The organism is Pseudomonas sp. FW305-70 (genome assembly GCF_058783925.1).
The window spans coordinates 39,799-58,414 of record NZ_JBYSYZ010000017.1 but is presented as its reverse complement, the minus strand read 5'-3'; the positions used below and the strand labels follow the sequence as shown (position 1 = coordinate 58,414).

Below are 18,616 nucleotides of genomic sequence, written 5' to 3'. Positions count from 1 at the left end.
CACAAAGCATTCGATACTCCTGAAGGTTTCCCTAGATACCACTATAAACTTTGGTTTACACAGCTTATTGCAATTACCGCCTACCTTCCCTTCAGTGGTCATTAGAAAAAATAAAACGAGGTCTTTAGATTTTGGAATGAAACCTCACTTGAGAACAGGTAAGTCGTCCCACCAATGCTACCAACTCCCCCCTGCCATTAATCTTTCGTGGCTAACCCGAATTTTTTTCAATGCCTGGGCATGCAACTGTGAAATCCGTGACTTAGAGACCCCCATTAGCTCACTTATTTCTGTAAAGCTTAAATGCTGGTGATAATGACCCTGGATGACTTGCCTTTCGTTCGCCGAAAGAAGCTTTACGCACTCGTTCAGCGCGTCGCTCTCACGCTCCACTTCGTAGAGGCTCAAGGGGTTATTATCCTTAGGCTCCTGGTCGACGATGCCGGACTCTAGAAACAACCCGAATGCCAAGCCAATAGCGACGTTCGCCACCTGTTCCAGATCAGACTCAGTTAGCCCATCCACCTGCGTACCGGAAATACTTTCTAGCCGCTCTCGATAATAGCGACGTTGGTCGCTCACATAACAAGACAGCCCTTTGAGGACGTTGCCCTTTACATAGGGTTCGGCATAAGACTGGAAACGGGTACTCAATTCAGGATTAAACCGATCGATTGCCTGCAACAGACCAATCGACGCCAGGTTCACGTAATCGCCCCACTCCGCCAGTGGATGCGGATAGCGGGAATACAAAAATCCGACAATCATCCGAAGCCAATGGCCGTAAAAAAAGAACAACCGGCTCCGGGCCGCATCTGTTTTGCTGTCCAGCCAATTACGCCACAAAGCGTGCTCTTCATTACCTTCATTGCTGGTGTCATCCGTCGCCATGGAAGGCTCCACCTTTGGCCTATCCGAGATTTCGCATCAACGTCTGGGCGATCAGGCCCCATCCATCGATCAACAGAAACAACATGATTTTCAATGGCAGAGAAATAGTAATGGGCGGCACCATGATCATCCCCAAGGACATCAGAATTGACGCGACGACCAGATCGATGATCAAGAACGGCAGGAAGATCATAAAGCCGATCTGAAAAGCTATTTTCAGTTCACTCAACATAAATGCCGGCACCAGTTTTACCGGGGATAGCCCTTCCGGCTCTTGCGGCAGCGGATCCTTGGCCAACTCATAAATCAGACGCAGATCTTCTTCATGGGTTTGCCTGATCATGAAATCACGGATCGGCACCCAACCCTGCAACGCTGCGCCGTCAAGTCCCACCTTGTTTGCAAGAAACGGCTTGATCCCAGCGTCATAGGCTTTTTCCAAGGTCGGAGCCATGGCGAATAGCGTCAGGAACATCGACAGCACAATCAACACGATATTCGGCGGCGTCTGTTGCAACCCCAATGCCTGCCTGGTCAGTGACAACACCACAATGTTGCGCGTGAACGTAGTCAGGGAAATGACCAAAAAAGGTAGAAACGAAAGCGCCGTCAGCAAGACAACGATGCTGACCGGTGATTGGATCTGGGTGATGTGCAGGCTGCCCCATTCGGAGAAGTCATCCGCTGCTGTGGCGAATGAGGCAAAGCAACTCAGCACTAGAAACAGCAAATGGCGAGTCATATCGAATACATCAAGAGCGAGCATCCAATGCAGAAGATGAGGAGTGTTGAGACAGAATGGTCACTGTGGTTCCGTTAGAGGATTCAGTGACCAGAACCTGCGACGTTTCTGTCTTGAGCAGATAAACCTTGGTCTTGGTCGACAGTCGCAACGCACGTACGCATTGCAACTCGGCCGGGCCGGGCGAAGCGCTGGCAATCCCCACGTGACTTCGCGCATACCAGCGCATCACGACGTAGACCACTGCCAACAACAAAGCCGTGACCAGCATCACCTTGATCATCAAAACAAATGACAACGGATCGTCCTGTCGCAACGGTAATCCGAGGGGTTGAGTTACGGTTTCGGACGTCACAATATTTCCGTCAACTGAATACCGAAATTATCGTCGACTGCCACCAGATTGCCCCGGGCAACCGGTTTGCCATCCAGGCACAGCGACGCCGGTTCATGGACCTGCTCCAACAACTTGACCACATCGCCAGCCTTCAGCGCGAACAACTCATCCACGCTCATCGATGCGTTTCCGATCTGGACCACCAACTCCACGACCACGTGTTTAATCAAATTCATGTCCCGCTTGATCAGCGGAGATAGCTCGTCATTGGCCACGACTCTGGCCTCTTCCAGTTCAATTGCATCTACCGTTGAGGTCACGCTTAAGCTCCAGGTTATTTGATAGAAATTAGTTGCACGGCTAAGTGGTCGTTCTGTCTGGCCAGGTATCCGCCAGCCACTACTGAGCCTTCGGTCAGTTGTAACGAGACTGGATCGGCTAACAATGCACTGGACCGCAACGTATCCCCCGGATGCAGGTCTCTGATCTCACCGATGGAGAGGCTTGCCAAGGGCAAACGCACGGACAACTTCACCCGGGCATTACCCAATGCCTGCTTGCGTTCAATCAACGGTTTGCGGGGAACGGAAGGTTCAAGCGCAACATTAAGCAATGCCGCATCCAGCAACAGATACAGTGTCGATTGACCAACGCTCAGCTGCAGCAGCACCTGAGCATTGAGAACATCTGAGAATGGCCTGGACGGTTCGGCCGCCAAGTGGGAGATAGCGCTTTGCCCAAGGGCCTCGAGTACATTGTTGATCAAGGCCAGTTGTGCTTCGCGCAATAGGTGTCTGGCCGTCTCGTCTTCAGGCGTTTCATGGGTGAAGGGCCCGAACACCATCGACCTCCAATCACCCGCCAGGCAAATCGAGCCATTGGCTGACTTGGCACGCAGCCATACCAGTGTCGCCGCCAACTCACTGGAATCGCCCAGGGCGGTACAGCTCATCTCGCACGTGTGGCGTCCGTCACTAAAACACCACTGCTCGTACCAGTGCCGAGCCACAGGTGGTAATCGATCACATGCCATCCGCAAGCGAGTCGTACCGACAAATCCCAACATCCGCATAGATCAGCCTCCTCTCGTTCCGTTGTACAACTGCTCCAGCATCTCATTGGAGACCGTCATGACTCTTGAGCTGGCCTGATATCCGCGCTGGATAATCAAAATGTCGCCGAACTCTTGCGCCAGATCGACGTTCGATAACTCCAGATAACCACCCTGAATACGACCAAACTGCTTCTCCCCTGCTCGACCAAATTGCGCTTGCATGGAAGAAGGCGAGTGGTAAAGCGAATTAGCTCCCGCGATCAATGCGCTTTCATCAGCGAAATCCGCCAGCGCGAGCTGGCTTCCATCACGTTTCTCACCGTTGGCGTAGGTAAACTTGAGAATGCCCTGCTCATCGAATGCGAAGGTATTCAGACCTGCGATCGCACTGCCGTCGACCACCCGTGCGCCCAGCGTGTGGCTTGGTCCGCTGGCGACCTGCGAGGCCAGGTTAAAGCTACCCGGCGTTCCGAAATCCAGCAGAATGCTTTGAACCGCGCCATTGGCTGTCAGAGGAACAGATAAGGTATTGAAACCGGCAATGGGGCTGCCATCTGCCCCGAAGGCAACGGTACCGGTCTGTAACTGTGCGCCGCTCGCTTCAGATACCGTGACTCTCCAGCTATTGAAGGGTGTCGTTTGCGGTTCGAATTTGACACTCAGGGTGTGGCTTGCACCGGTCGCATCAAAAACCTGTATTGAGCTGATTTGATGGGTCGCGTCCGTAGGACCGCTACGAGCCAATGCCCCAACCATCTCGACTCGGGTGGTCGCCTGCGGTGGCAGGGTACGCTGGCGCTGGATATTGATGTCGAACAGGTTTCCAGCCGAGTCGATACCCGCGGTACGATGCTGACTGATGGTATCGACCAGAAAGCCGTCCTTATCGACCTGGAATTGCCCGGCACGGGTATATGACAGAGCACCCTGCTCATCGCGCAGAACGAAATAACCGGCACCATTGATTGCCACATTGGTGTTATTTCCAGTCTGGCGATTCTCGCCCGGTTTGATACGAACTTCCGTACCGGCAATGCCCGATCCAAAGCTCTGGCCATCCTGTCCGTTGACAGCGCGATAAAAGGTATCGCTGCCCCTGTAGCCGGGTGTGTTCATGTTTGACACATTGTTGGAGACGTTATCCAACCCCTTGGCGAAGGAAAAAAGCCCACTCATTCCATTAAAGAAAGCTTGCAGCATTACGCCCCCTGCCTGACAAGTTTGATTTGCGACAAACGCACGTCTGTCAGGACTGAACCGTCGGTTCGTTTGACGGACAGCACTGGCCCGGTCGACGAAAATGCAATCGCCGACACCGAGCCAATCACTGTCCCACCGGTGGTGATGCTGACTTCAACTTCGCGCCCCAATAGCCCCAAGGACTGCGACGTGGCATTCATGGACACCAGGTTGTTGGTGTTTTCGTTGGTGACCCGGGTCTGCTCAAGATTGGCGAACTGCGCCATTTGCGCCAAAAACTCGCGGTTGTTGATCGGTTCCAACGGGTCTTGAAATGTCAGTTCGGTCAAAAACAACTTGATGAAATCTTCCTGCCCCAAACGGCTCTGGGCTAATTCCGAGGTGGTGGAACTCAGCTCATTACCAATCGCTTCAACGGCCATTGCGTTCACCTTTGTTATCGTTCGAATGGGACGATGCGCGCCAGATCTCCTCCCCATTGAGCCAGATCTGCTGCGGGCGCTCGGGCATCGATGAGGCCCGACGAGATAACTCGCCAATCAATTCATCGCACTCTTGCGGCGTCAGCCGGTAGTCCCGAACCAGCAGCTCTAACCCTTTGCCCCTGGGCAGAAATTGAAAGTGCCGATCCGGCCATTTCCAGGTGAAATAGCTCAGAAGCTGTCGACTGGCAGAATCCTCAACTTCCTGCCGCTCACACCCAACTGGTTCGAACCATGATCCGTCCGGGCTTTTTATCAGGACGGTACCAGGCGAGAGGGAAATCCTCGAGGCAATCGGCAGAGGGTTCAAAGATTCTGAATAACCAAGCTCCATACCTTCTAGCGCAACGCCTTGCAGGCCCTGCTCCGCCAGGAGTAATTGGGGGAGATAAGAAAGATGCTGCCCGGCGTATGCACCTAGCGCATAAAGCTCAAGCGCCCCTGTGGCCCTGGATTCTGACGCCCCCCCTGAGCCCGGCCGTACAGTCCGCACCAGATCCGCCTCAGGAAATTCGGAATACGGTAGCCGTTGTTCCGAGATGAAGTGTTCGTTGCGCTGCCGACCCGCGCTTTCGTTCGACGTTGGCGAATGATCACGCAGTCCTATCTTCCGCTCGAAGTCCCGGGTCTGCGTTTCGCGAACGGGAGCACGTTGCTGATCAGGCGTCGCGGTCCACAGCGACACTCCAACTTTAACGGCCATATCCCGCTCCCTGAACCAACTGCGCATCAAAAATGTCGATGGCTTCGTGCTCGCGCACAGCCTTCTCAAGCAGTACCTTTACCCGGTCTTTTGCCTTACCAATCAGGTCTTCGTTTACCTTGCACTTGAGTAATTGCGTCATGGCCGAATGCGACAGGCGTCGTGCTTCAACGACGGGCTGATGCGCAGCTTCAAGCCGCAGGAAGGCAGCTGTCTGCGCCAGTAACCGTTGTTCATGTTGGGAAGGATCTAGCGCGGTTCCAATGCGCCCCAACACCTCAAAGCACATTTGAACGCTGTCGTAGCGAACCTGTTCCTCGCTCAAAAGGTGCTCGGCTTTTGCCAACTCACGGCGACTACGGTTGTAAGCAAGCTCTGCCTTTTCCCGTTGCATGGCTCGCAAACGAGATGCTGCATCCAATTGTCGTAACTTGCGCCATTCATCCTGCATCACTCACCCCTTTGCCCAGTCGCTGGACCAATTGGAGAACGGATTGCCAGGTACCTGATGACGGGAAATGCTCTAGAGGGGTTTGCCGCAACAACGCGTCAAACTCAGGTTTCAACTCAATCATTGTGTCCAGCAGTGGCTGTGAACCCTTTTCATAAGCCCCCAACTCAACCAGGTCTAAGCTGTTCTGATAGCTGCCAAGTGCTGAACGAAGGCGCTCAACCTGAGCTTTCTGCTCTTGGGTGTGCAGGGTGCCGACCAGTCGACTGATGCTGTGCAAAACATCTATTGCCGGCCAGTGCCCACGCGTAGCGACACTGCGACTCAAAACAATATGCCCATCGAGAATGGCACGCATATGATCAGCCACTGGCTCATTCATATCGTCCCCCTCGACCAGTACGGTATAGACCCCTGTGATGGAGCCTTGTCCGTTCAACGCACCGGCACGCTCCATCAAGGGTGGCAACAGGGCAAATACCGAAGGCGTGTAACCCCGGCTGCCCATGGGCTCGCCCGTTGAAAGCCCGATTTCACGCTGCGCAAGGGCAAAACGGGTGATCGAGTCCATGATCAGCAGCACATGTTTGCCCTGAGCCCGGAACCACTCGGCGATGGTCGTTGCCGTGTAGGCCGCCTGACGCCGTAGAACCGCCGGTTGCTCAGCCGCTGCAGCAATCACCACGGCTTTTTTCAAACCTTCCGGCCCCAGACTATCGCGAATAAAATCACCTACCTCACGGCCGCGCTCACCAATCAAGGCAATCACGATCACATCCGCCTCTGCATACTTGCTCATCATTCCCAGCAATGTGCTTTTCCCCACACCACTGCCGGCAAAGATGCCGATTCGCTGGCCGCGTCCCAGAGGTGTGAACACATCGACAGCTTTCACGCCTGTGACCAGCGTGGTGTTGATCGGCGAACGGTGCAGAGGATTGATCGGCGCCACGAAACGAGGCATCCGCGTCAGCCCTCCAGGGGCAGGCAAGTCATCCAGCGGCTTGCAGGTCGCATCCAGGACGCGCCCCAAAAGACTCTCCCCCACGGGAACCATGTAAGGGGCTCCACTGGCATGTACCTCGCTGGCCAGGCACAATCCATCCACTGGGCCGTAAGGCATCAGCAAGGTGTATTCGCTACGCAAGCCGACAACTTCAGCCGCAATTATCTCCCCACCTCGGGCGGGATGGATGTCCACCAATTCACCAAGCCGCACATCCAGACCGGTCGCGTGAAGCACCATGCCCTGAATCGAGCTCAAACGCCCCAGGCGCCGACAAAGGCGAGTCTGGGCTAGCTGTGTCAGCAGTCGACTCTCAAGCCCGTGCCACACATTCATCTCCTTGCCCGGTCAGCACTGATGCAGCTTTGGCCAACTGCGTTTGCACACCGACATCCAGTTGACCGCCCTCAAAGTCGATCAAACAACTTCCTGCAGAGGCCTGCGGATCGACCAGAAGCGAGGTCAACAACGCATCATCAGGTGCTAATCGAAGCAACGTTTCATAATCCGCGCGGGCAACACGAATACGCATCGGACCGGTCAATTGATACTCTTCGATTGCCTGCCTCGCCAGGTCGGCGACTAAGGAACGCGCATCGGTATGCTGACCCAACAGGCGCGTCACCACGGCCAGCGCAAGCCGTCCGACCAAGGGTTCCATGGCTGGCATCAACTGCTTCTGTTGCAATCTCAAGGCTTCGAACAGTTGCGCAAGTTGAAGGCGTTCTGTTTCGAGCGAAGCGCGCAAGGACGCTTCCTTCTTCAGCCATTGCTGCTCTTGCTGAGCCAAGGCGTCCGTCAGTTGCGCACGAGCCTGTTTGCCGCCTTCCAATAGTCCTTGCGCCAAACCTTTCTCGCGACTCTCCCGCTCTACTTCTGCGAGTTCCAACGCGAAGGTGTCACGCAAAGTCGCCTTAACGTCGGGTTGACGTTCCTCATCGAGCGGCATCTTCGTTCGGACATTGCCGTCAAGCACCGGCAGACGTCGAGTACCCAGGTTTTGGGAGGGTTGACGCAGCACCGTGGACGACATTGGTGGCTTAGGGGTGCTCATCGCCTGCCTCCTGAGCTTCCATCCGGGCTCTCAAGCTATCCATCAGCGCCGGGGGCAATATCTGCTTGGCGAATTGGCTATCCCATCGACGGATGTCGGTGCTGTTGGCCAGCCCCCCTAACACTTCACGACGTACAGCAGGCGTTTCCAGTTGAAGGACCAGTGCGCCCCAAAAGGGATGCGTCGCTTTCGAGAGCCGGGCTTTAAGTCGCGTATTGTCGGGCATCGTTCGGCTGGCCGACGGTGCTACCGCCAGCTCGTTCATCACGGCCTCAACAAGGGTTGGATCGTTCGTCAATCCCAACAGATTGATCTCCTCCAACAACTCCTCAACCTGGTGACGCTCGTCAGGTTCCAGCCTTGCAAGAATCCAGTCACGGTCTTCGGCATGAGAACAGGCAAGGCGAATAGCCGCTTTACGAAGTGCAGAGAACTCCATGATGTTAGCGCCCCTCCAGTAGCCAACGGCGTAAGTCGACCAGCAACTGCTCACGCTCGACTGATGTCAGTCGCGGTACCAATGCAGGGGTGGACACCGTTTTGCTACGTCCTTTCGCCCTGAGCACCAACAGACTGATCACCAGTGCCACCATCAATCCAATGCCAAGCCAGCGAGCCCATGGCAAAGACACATCCTCGTCGGCTAAGGGGGCATGACTCACCGACACCGGTTCCGCCGGAGTCTCGGCTACTGAAGTCATCTGCGGCACGGGCATATCGGGGATATACACCATCACCAATCGATCACCGCGTTTGAGATCCAGCCCCAATGCCGCTTCAAGCAAGGCCTGGATATCTTTCTGCTGAGCGTCCGTCACTGGTGTACTGAGCACTACTCCGACAGTAATACGTTCAATCCTGCCAGCCGCATGCTCGGTTTCGGCGCGCGCCTTACCCACCTCATAATCAATCTCCCGATTGTTCTGGGAGCGCTTGCTCGTGGATTCGCCACTGGAGTTCTCGGTGGACTCCGTACGTTTTTCACGACGTATCTTGTTTGAGAGCGGTTGTTCGCTGATTGATCTGACACGGTCAAAGTTCATCAGTACCCGCACAGACACATCGACGCCACGATGACCGAGCGGACGCGCCAGCAACTCTTCAGCTTTCAACTTCAGCGCCTGCTCGACCTGAGCAGTCAGTTGCAGATGCTCCGGAGCCGCCGCTGCGCCATCGGAGGCACTGAGCACTTGCCCATCTTCATTGAGCACCGACACACGCTCGAGAGTCATGCCCTCCACCGCTGACGACACCAGTTGCTGAATACCCCTGACCCGTTGAGGTATCAACGTCCCCGTGGAACGCAGACGTACAATCACTGACGCCTTGGGTGGTTCCTCCGCCTGCTGGTAGAGGCTGGTTTTCTTGAACGTCAAATGCACGCGGGCATATTCCACTTCGGAGATGCTCATGATCGTGCGCGCCAACTCTCCTTCCATGGCCCGTTGGTAATTGATTTTCTGACTGAACTCCGACATGCCGTAGTCGGCCTTGTCGAACAGTTCAAACCCCGTACCGCCGCGTGTCGGAATACCTGCCTCAGCCAGATACATACGCGCGGATGCCGCGTGATCGGCCAGAACTTCAATCACACCCTGCTGTGTATTGATCCGATAGGGCACATGGCGTTGACTCAATGTGGCCAGAATCTGAGCCTGGGATGCCTCGTCGGCATTTCTGTACAACGCAACGTATTGCGGCCGGATCACCCACCACACCGACACGGCCAGCAGGCCGACAATCAGCAAAGCGCCTATCAGAAAGACGCGGGTACGGCCTGCGAGGAACGAGGACACCGATTGATTCTCCATGGTTTAGATCTGCAGCCGTGTGAGTTCCTGGTAGGCATCTACCAGGCGGTTGCGCACTTCTACGGCCAGCTGCAGCGACAGCTTCGCTTGCTCCATGGCCATGACCAGATCGTGGGGTGCAATATTTTCGCCCAGCGCATAAGCCGAAAGCAGCTCGCTGGCTTGCCCGGTTTGTGCGCTTAGTTGGGTTGCGCCCGATTTCAACAAACCGACAAAATCGGTGCCCTGAGGTCCCATCGGCCCGTCCGCCAAGGCAGAGGCCGGTGAAAGATCAGTGGTTAATGCAATAGGCGCGATGGCGGCGGTCATATCACTTTCCAATTTCAAAGGCTTTGAGCGTCATTTCGCGCAAGCTGTTGTAAGAGCGAATATTGGCTTCATAGGCACGGGTTGCCGATACCAAAGTAGCCATCTCCCTGGCGGCTTCGATATTCGGGTAATGCACCATGCCATTCTGGTCGGCCATGGGATGGGCTGGATCATGAACCAATCGGGTGTCGCTACGCGGTTGGGCATGAACGAGGGGCTGCTGTAACCCCAGTTGTCCGGCAAAGCTGGTTGGAGGCGATACGCTGAGTAACGGCGAACGTTCGCCCGGACCTATCGCCACGTTGGCGATCGCCAGGTTGTAGCTCGCAACCTCTACCCGTGAACGCTCATAGGCCATACTCCCGCGAACAATCTCGCTGATGTTGTCCAGAGGCATCCTCAGCGACCTCCCCGGATAGCCAACTGCATCAGCGCGAACTGGCGTGACACGCCATCAGCCAAGGCCTGATAGCGGCCGCTCGCAGCGGACATTTGCGCAACTTCACCGTCCAGTGCCAATGGCGAGCCCGGCGTATAGCTTTGCAAATACGGCGTTAGTTCGCTGTCCTGCATCGAACGCAACGCCTGCCCAAACAACTCAGGATCGTTGTGCAGGCCACGCAAGGCTGCCATCGGTTCGAAGCTGTTGAGACGCATGGCCTTGCTTCCCGGAACGTTAGCCATGGCGATGTTGTGTGCCGCGACCTTCGCCTGCAATTGCTCCAGGCTCATGGCGAAGCGAACAGTCTCTATTGCAAGATTCATATCGACTGACATCAATCGTCCTTATTGAACAATGAGTTCGGCGTGCAGAGCGCCCGCCTGTTTGATTGCTTGCAACACAGTGATCACTTCTCGCGTGCTCAATCGAACCCGATTGAGGGCCTTCACCAGATCGCCCACCGTCGCGCCCTCGGCCAGTTTTACGGGGCCGTGTTCTTCTTCATTCACCGTCAGTTCGGTATCGGGCACAACCACAGTACCGACGCTCGGCCCGGTGCGCGCGACCCAGGACGGTTGCGAAACCTGGAATTTGGTGCTGATCACCACACTCAGTGAGCCTTGGGAAATGCTGACCTCGCCCAACCGAACGTTGGCGCCCGCCACCACGGTGCCAGTGCGCTCATTGACGACCACCCGGGCAGCATAATCCGGTGCCACTGAAACGTTCTGTACCCGCGAAATCAACCGAGGCACGGTCATTCCTGCAGTGACGGGGACCTCAACTTTGGCGGCATGCACCACTCGCACGCCGGGCACCCCCAACTCGCGGCTCAAGGCATCGGCAATTCGCTGCGCAGTGGTGTAGTCCGGCTCGTTGAGAATCAGCACCAGACTTCTCGAAACCTCATCACTTTCTGAAAAGGCCGAACGCTCTACACTGGCGCCTCGCGGAATACGCCCGACCGTTGGATGGTTTTTCTGCACCGAATTGGAGTTGGCCTCAAAAACGTACCCACCCACCGACATCGGTCCCTGGGCCAGGGCATAGAGTTTTTCGTCCGGGCCATACAGAGGCGTCATCAACAAGGTGCCCCCCAGCAGACTGCGGGCATCGCCAAGAGAAGAGACCTCCACGTCCAGCTTGTCCCCCGACTCACTGAACGACCGCAAGTTACCGGTGACCATCACCGCCGCCGAGTTGCGGGTATTGAGGTCACTTTCGGCAACGTTCACGTTAAAGTTTTTCAGGGTATTGACCAGCGACTGACGGGTGGCCCGATTGCGGTCGGTATCGCCCGTGCCGGCCAAACCAACCACCAGGCCATAACCGATGATGGAATAGTCCCGCACGCCTTGAATGCGTGTCAGCTCCTTGATCCGGACATCAGCCAGCGTCGGCTGCAACCAAAGAGCGAGCAACAGACCCGAAAGCAGTCGAGCAACAATTTTCATAAGATACGCAGCCACTTGAGCACCCGAAAAACGATGTTCTGCTTCTGCGCGTCGGTCACCACACCGTCACCGACGATGTCGATTTGTGCGTCTGCCAGGCGATAGGAAAGCACCGTGTTGTTGTATGCGATGTCATCCGGTCGAACCAGACCGGTGATTCTCACCTGCTGTTTTTCATCATTGACCATCACTCGCTGCTCGCCACTGACGCGCAGCAAACCCTCGGGAAGTTGCTCGATGATCCGTACGGAAACGTTTGTGCGAATTTGTCCGCTGCGGTTGGTCTGCCCAGCAGCATTGGTATCGCCCCTCAAGCCCAGGTTCGCTTGATGGGTATTACTGTCCAGACCCGTGCGCGCGACAATATCGGTATTGCTGTCGGCTCCCGTACCGGCCGCGCTCTGGGCCGTAGTGGACTCCACCACCAGAACCGTCAGGGCATCGCCTAGATGGTAACCACGGCGGTCGCCGGTCAGTGACCGATAGCCATCGGGATCGATCAGGCTCTGTGCGCAAGCCACTCCCGGCAGCAGCATCACCAGCAACGCTCTGCGGGCGCTATCTTTCCACATGAACCTCTCCTTTGCCGGCGACCACAGCCAACAGGCTCGACTCGGCTCCGTCCAGCATCACCGGTACCCGCTCCCCCAGAACACCCGGACGTAGCGCCTTGCCTTCGGTGCGCAGCATCAGGCCAGGGCCATAGACCACCACGGTCACCGGAGCATCGCGATACACCAGAGGCTCAGCCTTGAGATGACGCTTGAGCACCGGCATGCCGGCATTGACCGATTGATTCAGCCACTGCCCTGCAACATCGTTGGGCAAATCGTTCGGTGAAAGTTGCGCCGCCGCCAGGTCCACCCGTTCCAGACGCGGTTGAACCTCGGTCACGACCTGATCGGCTCGCCCATTGCGGCCATAGACCCACGCCTGCTTCCAGGCCTGGACCTTGAACCAAACCGTCACCACACTGGGCCGATCATGGCCGCACACCGTGCCACTGAATGCGACCGGCACCCGGCTGCGTATGCCTTGGCTCAACAACCTGACTTGCGGACGAACCATGGCCGGGAGCTCACCCATAGGCGTGAGCTGAAGTTCAACCTCAGGTGTAGCCAACTGCGCCTGAAGATTTTGGGTCGCCGTCGCCAAGGCATTACTTGACGCGACAGCATCGCAACCGGCACTGAACACCGCCTCGGCAAAACAGCCACTGCTTGCGACCCAAAGCCCGAACCCGGCCAACCAATGAGTATTCATGATGGTCAACGGCGCAGGTTATTGATGGTTTCCAGAATCTGATCGCTGGCTTGCAGCAATCGCGCATTCATCTGGTAGGCACGTTGAGCCAGAACCAACCCGCTCATTTCGTCGATCAGATTGACGTTCGACATCTCGACATACCCTTGCAACAGAACACCCTGACCGTCTCGACCCGGCTCTGCGTAGATGGCTTCGCCGCTGGTCAGCGTCGGGCGATAAAGACCATCGCTGAGCTTCGTCATTGCTTCGGCACTGGCGAATTTGGCCAATTGCACCTGACCGACGTTAATGACCTCCCCAGTCTCGGTAATGGTCGCCTGAACCTCACCGTTCTGTTTGATCACTAGGTTGCGCGCGTCCGGTGGTACCCGTAGATCGGCTGTCAGCGTTTGCCCGTCCGGCATTGCCAGCTGGCCTTCGCTGTCGAGGTGAAAACGTCCGGCGCGGGTGTACGCCAGCTCGCCCGTAGGTAATGCCACTTCGAAAAAGCCATCGCCCTGAATGGCCAGATCCAGCGCGTTACCACTCTCACGGACTGTCCCCGGGCTGAAGACCTGGCTCGGCTGCGAAGCCTGAATACCCGCGCCCGTCAGCAAGCTCTCGTTCATGCCACCGCCATCGTCACGTGTCCCGACTTCCCGGACCATGTCGTGAAAGTCCACCTGACTGCGCTTGTAGCCAATGGTCTGCATGTTGGCGACGTTGTTCGAAATGCTGTCGATCCATGCCTGGTTCGCGGCCAGACCGGAGCTGGCAATACTCAATGAATCAATCACAACCACACTCCTGGTCAGTCCTTGCCTAATTGGTTGATGCCGCTGTTGAGCATGCCGTCGTAAGCCGACAGCGCTCGCTGCATGGTTTCGACATGCCGCGACACTTCCATCATCTTCACCATGTCGGTACCCATCGCCGCATTCGAGCGTTCCAGCAGCCCCTGATGCACAACGAAATTCTTGGCGGGTGTGGTCCCGGTATTGGCCGCATACAGCCCGGCCCCAACGGCGAGCAGTTGCTGCGGATTGTCGACGCGCACGATGCTCAGGTGACCCACCGGCCGATCATCGACACTGACCTGGCCGCCAGCGTCGACCTTTAACACCCCGCCCGCCACCTGCAACGGACCTTCCTCTGCCAGTACCGGATAACCTGCCTTGCTGACCAGATAACCGGTGTTGTCGACCTGAAAGCGTCCATCGCGACTTAGCAACACCCCGTCAGGGGTCTTCAGCGCAAACCAGGCGTCCCCCGACAGCGCCAGGTCGGTGACTCGCCCTGTGGGTTGCAGCGCACCACCGTCGGTACTGATCCAGGTCTGCGCCTGGATGTCGTCGAGTCCGCCCGGTACGCCAATGCCGGCCACATTCGAAGTCATGACATTGAACGTGCGCTCAGACTTATAGCCATAGGTATTGGCATTGGCGACGTTCTGCGACACGGCTTTCAAGTTGTCGATATCACGCTGGATGACCCCAGCCAGTTGCATGATCAAGTCGCTCATGGGGACTCCAGGCTGGGGAAGCCGGGCAGGTCAATCATGCCTGCCGACGTGACGCGAGCGTGCTGCCCCACTTCGTTTACCGACAACACGGCCATGTGGGGCACGGCTCGAGACATGAAGGCCCGCAAGACCCGTCGTAACGGCGCCGCACACAACAACACCGGCTGTTTGTTACCACTGAGCTGCCGTTCAGCCTCCCGTGCGACGGTGGTGACAAATCGCTCCAGTTCCTGGGCCGGTAACAACGCCGATTGCAAGCCTTCGCGAGGACGTGCAGCGGCAAGCATGTAACCTTCCAGCTGCGGTGCGATCGTCAATACGTTCAGCTCACCGTTCTTATCCACCAAACGCTCATACAGTGCCGCGCCCAGACGTTCGCGCACCCGCTCGACGAGATCCTCGGCATTCTTGTGGCTACGCCCCGCGTCCACCAGCACTTCGAGAATGGTTTCAAGGTTGCGGATAGACACCTGCTCGCGTAGCAACAATTGCAGTACTCGCTGGATGTCCGAATAGCTGAGTACCTGAGGCACCAGTTCGTCGACCAGGCTGCCCAGGCCCGCACGTTTCTTTTCGATCAATCGCTCGGTCTCGGCACGGGTCAGAAACTCCGGTGCATAACGGCGTGCCAGCTCGGATAAATGGGTCAGCAACACGGTGTCGGGTTCAACCAGGGTGTACCCCGCCGTCCGCGCCTGAGCGCGCTGCGCAGTGTCGATCCAGAGTGCCTTGAGCCCGTAGGTAGGCTCCTTGGTCGCGCGCCCTTCAAGCACCAGCGTCACTCCACCCGGGTTGATCGCCAGCAATTTATCGAACTCCAACTCACCCGTGGCAATCACCGCCCCCTGCACGCAGACCTGGTAGGTGCCATTGGCCAATTTCTTGTCGGCATGCACATTGAGCTGCGGCAATGCAAAACCATAATCCTTGGCGAACTGCTTACGCAGATTGTCGATGCGCAAGCTCAACGTGCTGGTCGCGGCCAGGACATGAGCGGCGAGGTCCGTGCTTAAACGCAGTTCAAACGCATCGGTGTTCATCAATGCGTAGACGTCACCGGATTCGTTGTCTTGCCCTGTCAGCAGGTCGCTCTTCTGCGGATCCTCGCCCTCAGGGGTACTGCGCCGCAACTTACGGTAAGAGAACCAGGCCGCTGCAGAAAATCCGCAAAACAGCATCATCAGCGGAATCAATGGCAACCCTGGCATCATCGCCAGAAACAGCGTAACCAGTGCCACCACGACCAAGGTCTTGGGATAAGCCGACACCTGTCGTCCCAACTCGGGGCCCAGACGGGCATCGGTGGCGGCCCGGGTGATGATGATCCCGGCAGCCACCGCGATAATCAGCGAAGGGATCTGCGTCACAATGCCGTCGCCAACCGTCAACAACGTGTAGTGATGCAACGCATCGCCCCAGCTCTGGCCCTTTTGCAGAATGCCGACCGACAAACCACCGATTATGTTGATCGCGATGATCACAATACCGGCTATCGCGTCGCCTTTGACGAACTTGGATGCTCCATCCATGGCACCGTAGAAATTCGATTCACGCTCCAACTGGCTGCGTCGGCGCTTGGCTTCTTCCTGGTCGATGATGCCCATGTTCAGATCAGCGTCGATGCTCATCTGTTTACCCGGCAAGGAGTCCAGGGTGAAACGGGCAGCCACCTCGGCCACGCGCTGGGCACCACTGGTGACCACCACATACTGCACAACCACCAGGATCAGGAAGATCACAAAGCCGATAACGTAATTACCACCCACGACATGGGTGCCCACAGCAGCGATGACCAGTCCTGCATCCCCATCGGTCAGGATCAGCCGCGTCGCGGAGATATTCAGCGCCAGACGAAACAACGTGGTCATCAACAACAGCGAGGGAAAGGTCGAGAAGCTCAGTGGCTTATCGATGTCGAAGGTCACCAGCAACACCATCAGCGCGACGGCAAAGTTGGTCAGCAACAGCAAATCCAACAACCAGGTTGGAATCGGCGTGAACAACACCAGCAAAATTCCGATGACCGCCACGGCCAACAGCAGATCGCTGCCCTCGGAAATCACGCGGGACAAGAGTGGCTTCATGAGGCGAGCACCTTATTGCCAGGTAATGCGATCACCCAGCGATAAATACGCGCCACGTCGGTCTGAGTTGAATCCGGAATGACTGAGTCGACCCGCGCCAGAGCGTGCAGCGCTCGAGCCAAGGGCGGGCGACGTAAAATAGGTACCTGGTGTTTTCTGGCGACATGACAGATGCGTCGGGCGTGAAGGCCGCGCCCCATGGCCAGCACCTTGGGTGCGAGCATGCTCGACGGTCGGTACTGCAAGGCCACGGCATAATGCGTGGGGTTGGTGATGATGACGTCGGCGTCCTTGACCTGCCCCAGCGCAGAAGCCTTTTTCAACAGCGCCTGCTGGATACCTTTGCGCTTGGAGCGAACTTCAGGATCCCCCTCACGGCGCCGATATTCGTCTTTCGTTTCCCGACGACTCATACGCATCTGTCGACTGAATTCGCGCCGCGAATACCAAATATCAAACAGCGCCGCAGCTGCCATCACAGCCAATACCGTAAAACCCAATTGCATCAGCAATTGCTTGCCGGCCTGAGGCAGTTCGAGAGGCGATATCGTCGCCATACCCAACAATTGCGGCAACACGCTTTGGAACAGGTAATACAGGACCAGCGAGAACAGCGCCCCCTTGACCAGTACCTTGATCAGCTCGACAAACATGCGTCGCGAAAAGATCTTTTTCAGCCCCAGGATCGGGTTGAGTCGCTTGAAATCAGGCTTCAAAGCCGTCATTGAAAACACCGGGCCGCTGAAGATCAGATTTGTCAGGATCGCCATCAGGATCAGGGCACCAATCAGCGGCAATAACCCGTACACCACCTGCCGCAGGCTGTAGCCGCCCTGCTCACCCAAATAACCAAACCCTTGCCCCAGTTGCCCGGCGTTGCCCAGCCACCAGTGGGTATGAGTCGCGATCAAGCTGGCCAGCGAATAAGCGATAGCCGAGAAGACCATCAGAAAGGTCAACAACATGACGAAGGACAATAGATCGGGGCTGCGGGGTACCTGCCCTTTCTTGCGCGCTTCTTCGAGCTTGTAGGGTGTGGCCTCTTCGCTCTTGTCCTGTTGATCGCTCATTGAGCACCTGCCGGCGAAACGGCAAACCGCAAGGCGTTTTCAATCAGCAGCGGCAAGCGCTGCACGATCATCGGCAAGGTCAGGATGAAGATGAACATGCCAACGCCCAACTTGATGGGCAAGGACAGGAAATAAACGTTCGCCTGGGGCATGGAACGGGATAAGAACGCAAACGCGGTATCGATCAGCCACAGCCCGACTATCACTGGGACAACGATCATGAACGCCAGCAGAAACTGTTGCGTCATGACTGTCGCCAAAGACAAGGAAAGCGTGGAGAGCGACACACTGCCGGGCGGAACCGCCACCAGAAGCTGAGCGAAAACCCTGAGCAAATCGTGATGCAGATTGAGCACGATAAACAACACGCCCAACGACCAGCCCAGCAAGTCGGCCATCAGGCCGGTCATGTTGGAGGTACCCGGATCAAAGACACCTGCCGCATTCAAGCCGATTTGAGTGTCGATCAACTTACCGGCCATATCGACCCCGGCATGGGCGGCATGGAAACCGAACGCCATCAACACACCCAGCAGCAACTCACCCAGCAGTACAGGCAGCGTAAAGACAGGTGCAGGGGTGAGCGTCATGCTGCTTGCCAACACCGCGGACAACACCAGTGCCAGGATCAATCTGACGGTCAACGGAATGCGCGTAAACACCAGGACCGGTGAAACCACTACGAGCGGAATCAACCTGACCGACACAAGAAGCGCATTGAGAAAAAAGGAAGTCAGCACAACTCACACCCAAAACGAC

At 56.6% G+C, this 18,616-nt stretch carries 24 protein-coding genes; all 24 read right to left on the bottom strand.

What is annotated here, in order from left to right; translation table 11 throughout:
* Positions 1-177 precede the first annotated feature (177 nt).
* The 24 genes from AC3WN7_RS15230 to AC3WN7_RS15115 all read right to left on the bottom strand — a co-directional run bounded on the left by AC3WN7_RS15230 (position 178) and on the right by AC3WN7_RS15115 (position 18,597).
* Positions 178-891: a sigma-70 family RNA polymerase sigma factor gene (locus AC3WN7_RS15230; RefSeq protein ID WP_102674635.1), complete on the bottom strand. Its 714-nt coding sequence runs from the start codon at positions 889-891 to the stop codon at positions 178-180.
* 19 nt (positions 892-910) lie between these two features.
* Positions 911-1,633, bottom strand: coding sequence for a flagellar type III secretion system pore protein FliP (fliP, locus tag AC3WN7_RS15225; protein WP_256585690.1), 723 nt, complete (start codon positions 1,631-1,633; stop codon positions 911-913).
* 10 nt (positions 1,634-1,643) lie between these two features.
* On the bottom strand, positions 1,644-1,988 hold the full coding sequence (locus AC3WN7_RS15220; protein ID WP_102674633.1) for a hypothetical protein: 345 nt from the start codon (positions 1,986-1,988) through the stop codon (positions 1,644-1,646).
* Positions 1,985-2,290, bottom strand: a complete 306-nt coding sequence (locus AC3WN7_RS15215; protein WP_102674632.1) for a FliM/FliN family flagellar motor switch protein — start codon at positions 2,288-2,290, stop codon at positions 1,985-1,987. The genes AC3WN7_RS15220 and AC3WN7_RS15215 overlap by 4 nt, the downstream gene beginning before the upstream one ends.
* A gap of 14 nt (positions 2,291-2,304) precedes the next feature.
* A complete protein-coding gene (locus AC3WN7_RS15210) occupies positions 2,305-2,922 on the bottom strand; it encodes a FliM/FliN family flagellar motor switch protein (protein ID WP_256585689.1) in 618 nt (205 codons plus the stop codon).
* A 123-nt stretch (positions 2,923-3,045) separates the two neighbouring features.
* Positions 3,046-4,224 (bottom strand): flagellar basal-body rod protein FlgF, encoded by a 1,179-nt coding sequence (gene flgF, locus AC3WN7_RS15205; protein WP_102674630.1) that lies wholly within the window; start codon positions 4,222-4,224, stop codon positions 3,046-3,048.
* Positions 4,224-4,646 (bottom strand): flagellar hook capping FlgD N-terminal domain-containing protein, encoded by a 423-nt coding sequence (locus AC3WN7_RS15200; RefSeq protein WP_007988864.1) that lies wholly within the window; start codon positions 4,644-4,646, stop codon positions 4,224-4,226. Before AC3WN7_RS15200 ends, flgF begins: the two co-directional genes overlap by 1 nt.
* On the bottom strand, positions 4,636-5,409 hold the full coding sequence (locus AC3WN7_RS15195; protein ID WP_102674629.1) for a hypothetical protein: 774 nt from the start codon (positions 5,407-5,409) through the stop codon (positions 4,636-4,638). Before AC3WN7_RS15195 ends, AC3WN7_RS15200 begins: the two co-directional genes overlap by 11 nt.
* Positions 5,399-5,860, bottom strand: coding sequence for a hypothetical protein (locus tag AC3WN7_RS15190; RefSeq protein ID WP_102674628.1), 462 nt, complete (start codon positions 5,858-5,860; stop codon positions 5,399-5,401). Before AC3WN7_RS15190 ends, AC3WN7_RS15195 begins: the two co-directional genes overlap by 11 nt.
* Positions 5,850-7,202 (bottom strand): FliI/YscN family ATPase, encoded by a 1,353-nt coding sequence (locus AC3WN7_RS15185; RefSeq protein ID WP_102674627.1) that lies wholly within the window; start codon positions 7,200-7,202, stop codon positions 5,850-5,852. The genes AC3WN7_RS15190 and AC3WN7_RS15185 overlap by 11 nt, the downstream gene beginning before the upstream one ends.
* Entirely contained in the window at positions 7,180-7,920 is a 741-nt protein-coding gene (locus AC3WN7_RS15180) for a FliH/SctL family protein (RefSeq protein WP_102674626.1), read from the bottom strand. The genes AC3WN7_RS15185 and AC3WN7_RS15180 overlap by 23 nt, the downstream gene beginning before the upstream one ends.
* Positions 7,907-8,359 carry a hypothetical protein gene (locus AC3WN7_RS15175; protein ID WP_102674625.1) on the bottom strand — a complete coding sequence of 151 codons (453 nt, stop codon included), beginning with the start codon at positions 8,357-8,359 and terminating at the stop codon, positions 7,907-7,909. Before AC3WN7_RS15175 ends, AC3WN7_RS15180 begins: the two co-directional genes overlap by 14 nt.
* A gap of 4 nt (positions 8,360-8,363) precedes the next feature.
* Positions 8,364-9,731 carry a flagellar basal-body MS-ring/collar protein FliF gene (fliF, locus tag AC3WN7_RS15170; protein ID WP_102674624.1) on the bottom strand — a complete coding sequence of 456 codons (1,368 nt, stop codon included), beginning with the start codon at positions 9,729-9,731 and terminating at the stop codon, positions 8,364-8,366.
* A 3-nt stretch (positions 9,732-9,734) separates the two neighbouring features.
* Entirely contained in the window at positions 9,735-10,040 is a 306-nt protein-coding gene (fliE, locus tag AC3WN7_RS15165) for a flagellar hook-basal body complex protein FliE (RefSeq protein ID WP_007988845.1), read from the bottom strand.
* Position 10,041: 1 nt separating this feature from the next.
* Complete coding sequence (locus tag AC3WN7_RS15160; RefSeq protein ID WP_102674623.1) at positions 10,042-10,437, bottom strand: flagellar basal body rod protein FlgC; 396 nt, start codon at positions 10,435-10,437, stop codon at positions 10,042-10,044.
* 2 nt (positions 10,438-10,439) lie between these two features.
* Complete coding sequence (locus AC3WN7_RS15155) at positions 10,440-10,817, bottom strand: flagellar biosynthesis protein FlgB (RefSeq protein WP_102674622.1); 378 nt, start codon at positions 10,815-10,817, stop codon at positions 10,440-10,442.
* A 9-nt stretch (positions 10,818-10,826) separates the two neighbouring features.
* Positions 10,827-11,936: a flagellar basal body P-ring protein FlgI gene (locus AC3WN7_RS15150; protein WP_102674621.1), complete on the bottom strand. Its 1,110-nt coding sequence runs from the start codon at positions 11,934-11,936 to the stop codon at positions 10,827-10,829.
* Positions 11,933-12,508 carry a flagellar basal body L-ring protein FlgH gene (locus AC3WN7_RS15145; RefSeq protein ID WP_102674620.1) on the bottom strand — a complete coding sequence of 192 codons (576 nt, stop codon included), beginning with the start codon at positions 12,506-12,508 and terminating at the stop codon, positions 11,933-11,935. The genes AC3WN7_RS15150 and AC3WN7_RS15145 overlap by 4 nt, the downstream gene beginning before the upstream one ends.
* Positions 12,495-13,199 carry a flagellar basal body P-ring formation chaperone FlgA gene (gene flgA, locus AC3WN7_RS15140; RefSeq protein WP_102674619.1) on the bottom strand — a complete coding sequence of 235 codons (705 nt, stop codon included), beginning with the start codon at positions 13,197-13,199 and terminating at the stop codon, positions 12,495-12,497. The genes AC3WN7_RS15145 and flgA overlap by 14 nt, the downstream gene beginning before the upstream one ends.
* Positions 13,200-13,204: 5 nt before the next feature.
* Entirely contained in the window at positions 13,205-13,978 is a 774-nt protein-coding gene (locus tag AC3WN7_RS15135) for a flagellar hook-basal body protein (protein WP_102674618.1), read from the bottom strand.
* 14 nt (positions 13,979-13,992) lie between these two features.
* Complete coding sequence (locus AC3WN7_RS15130) at positions 13,993-14,703, bottom strand: flagellar hook-basal body protein (protein WP_102674617.1); 711 nt, start codon at positions 14,701-14,703, stop codon at positions 13,993-13,995.
* Positions 14,700-16,787: a flagellar biosynthesis protein FlhA gene (locus AC3WN7_RS15125; protein ID WP_102674616.1), complete on the bottom strand. Its 2,088-nt coding sequence runs from the start codon at positions 16,785-16,787 to the stop codon at positions 14,700-14,702. The genes AC3WN7_RS15130 and AC3WN7_RS15125 overlap by 4 nt, the downstream gene beginning before the upstream one ends.
* Entirely contained in the window at positions 16,784-17,857 is a 1,074-nt protein-coding gene (locus AC3WN7_RS15120; protein WP_102674615.1) for an EscU/YscU/HrcU family type III secretion system export apparatus switch protein, read from the bottom strand. The genes AC3WN7_RS15125 and AC3WN7_RS15120 overlap by 4 nt, the downstream gene beginning before the upstream one ends.
* Positions 17,854-18,597 carry a flagellar biosynthetic protein FliR gene (locus tag AC3WN7_RS15115; RefSeq protein ID WP_102674614.1) on the bottom strand — a complete coding sequence of 248 codons (744 nt, stop codon included), beginning with the start codon at positions 18,595-18,597 and terminating at the stop codon, positions 17,854-17,856. Before AC3WN7_RS15115 ends, AC3WN7_RS15120 begins: the two co-directional genes overlap by 4 nt.
* Positions 18,598-18,616 lie beyond the last annotated feature (19 nt).

Coding starts and splice junctions, on each gene's coding strand:
- AC3WN7_RS15230 (WP_102674635.1), bottom strand. CDS start 891: ATGGCGACGGATGACACCAGCAATGAAGGTAATGAAGAGCACGCTTTG.
- fliP (WP_256585690.1), bottom strand. CDS start 1,633: ATGACTCGCCATTTGCTGTTTCTAGTGCTGAGTTGCTTTGCCTCATTC.
- AC3WN7_RS15210 (WP_256585689.1), bottom strand. CDS start 2,922: ATGAGCTGTACCGCCCTGGGCGATTCCAGTGAGTTGGCGGCGACACTG.
- flgF (WP_102674630.1), bottom strand. CDS start 4,224: ATGCTGCAAGCTTTCTTTAATGGAATGAGTGGGCTTTTTTCCTTCGCC.
- AC3WN7_RS15200 (WP_007988864.1), bottom strand. CDS start 4,646: ATGGCCGTTGAAGCGATTGGTAATGAGCTGAGTTCCACCACCTCGGAA.
- AC3WN7_RS15195 (WP_102674629.1), bottom strand. CDS start 5,409: ATGGCCGTTAAAGTTGGAGTGTCGCTGTGGACCGCGACGCCTGATCAG.
- AC3WN7_RS15190 (WP_102674628.1), bottom strand. CDS start 5,860: ATGCAGGATGAATGGCGCAAGTTACGACAATTGGATGCAGCATCTCGT.
- AC3WN7_RS15185 (WP_102674627.1), bottom strand. CDS start 7,202: ATGAATGTGTGGCACGGGCTTGAGAGTCGACTGCTGACACAGCTAGCC.
- AC3WN7_RS15180 (WP_102674626.1), bottom strand. CDS start 7,920: ATGAGCACCCCTAAGCCACCAATGTCGTCCACGGTGCTGCGTCAACCC.
- AC3WN7_RS15175 (WP_102674625.1), bottom strand. CDS start 8,359: ATGGAGTTCTCTGCACTTCGTAAAGCGGCTATTCGCCTTGCCTGTTCT.
- fliF (WP_102674624.1), bottom strand. CDS start 9,731: ATGGAGAATCAATCGGTGTCCTCGTTCCTCGCAGGCCGTACCCGCGTC.
- fliE (WP_007988845.1), bottom strand. CDS start 10,040: ATGACCGCCGCCATCGCGCCTATTGCATTAACCACTGATCTTTCACCG.
- AC3WN7_RS15160 (WP_102674623.1), bottom strand. CDS start 10,437: ATGCCTCTGGACAACATCAGCGAGATTGTTCGCGGGAGTATGGCCTAT.
- AC3WN7_RS15155 (WP_102674622.1), bottom strand. CDS start 10,817: ATGTCAGTCGATATGAATCTTGCAATAGAGACTGTTCGCTTCGCCATG.
- AC3WN7_RS15150 (WP_102674621.1), bottom strand. CDS start 11,936: ATGAAAATTGTTGCTCGACTGCTTTCGGGTCTGTTGCTCGCTCTTTGG.
- AC3WN7_RS15145 (WP_102674620.1), bottom strand. CDS start 12,508: ATGTGGAAAGATAGCGCCCGCAGAGCGTTGCTGGTGATGCTGCTGCCG.
- flgA (WP_102674619.1), bottom strand. CDS start 13,199: ATGAATACTCATTGGTTGGCCGGGTTCGGGCTTTGGGTCGCAAGCAGT.
- AC3WN7_RS15130 (WP_102674617.1), bottom strand. CDS start 14,703: ATGAGCGACTTGATCATGCAACTGGCTGGGGTCATCCAGCGTGATATC.
- AC3WN7_RS15125 (WP_102674616.1), bottom strand. CDS start 16,787: ATGAAGCCACTCTTGTCCCGCGTGATTTCCGAGGGCAGCGATCTGCTG.
- AC3WN7_RS15120 (WP_102674615.1), bottom strand. CDS start 17,857: ATGAGCGATCAACAGGACAAGAGCGAAGAGGCCACACCCTACAAGCTC.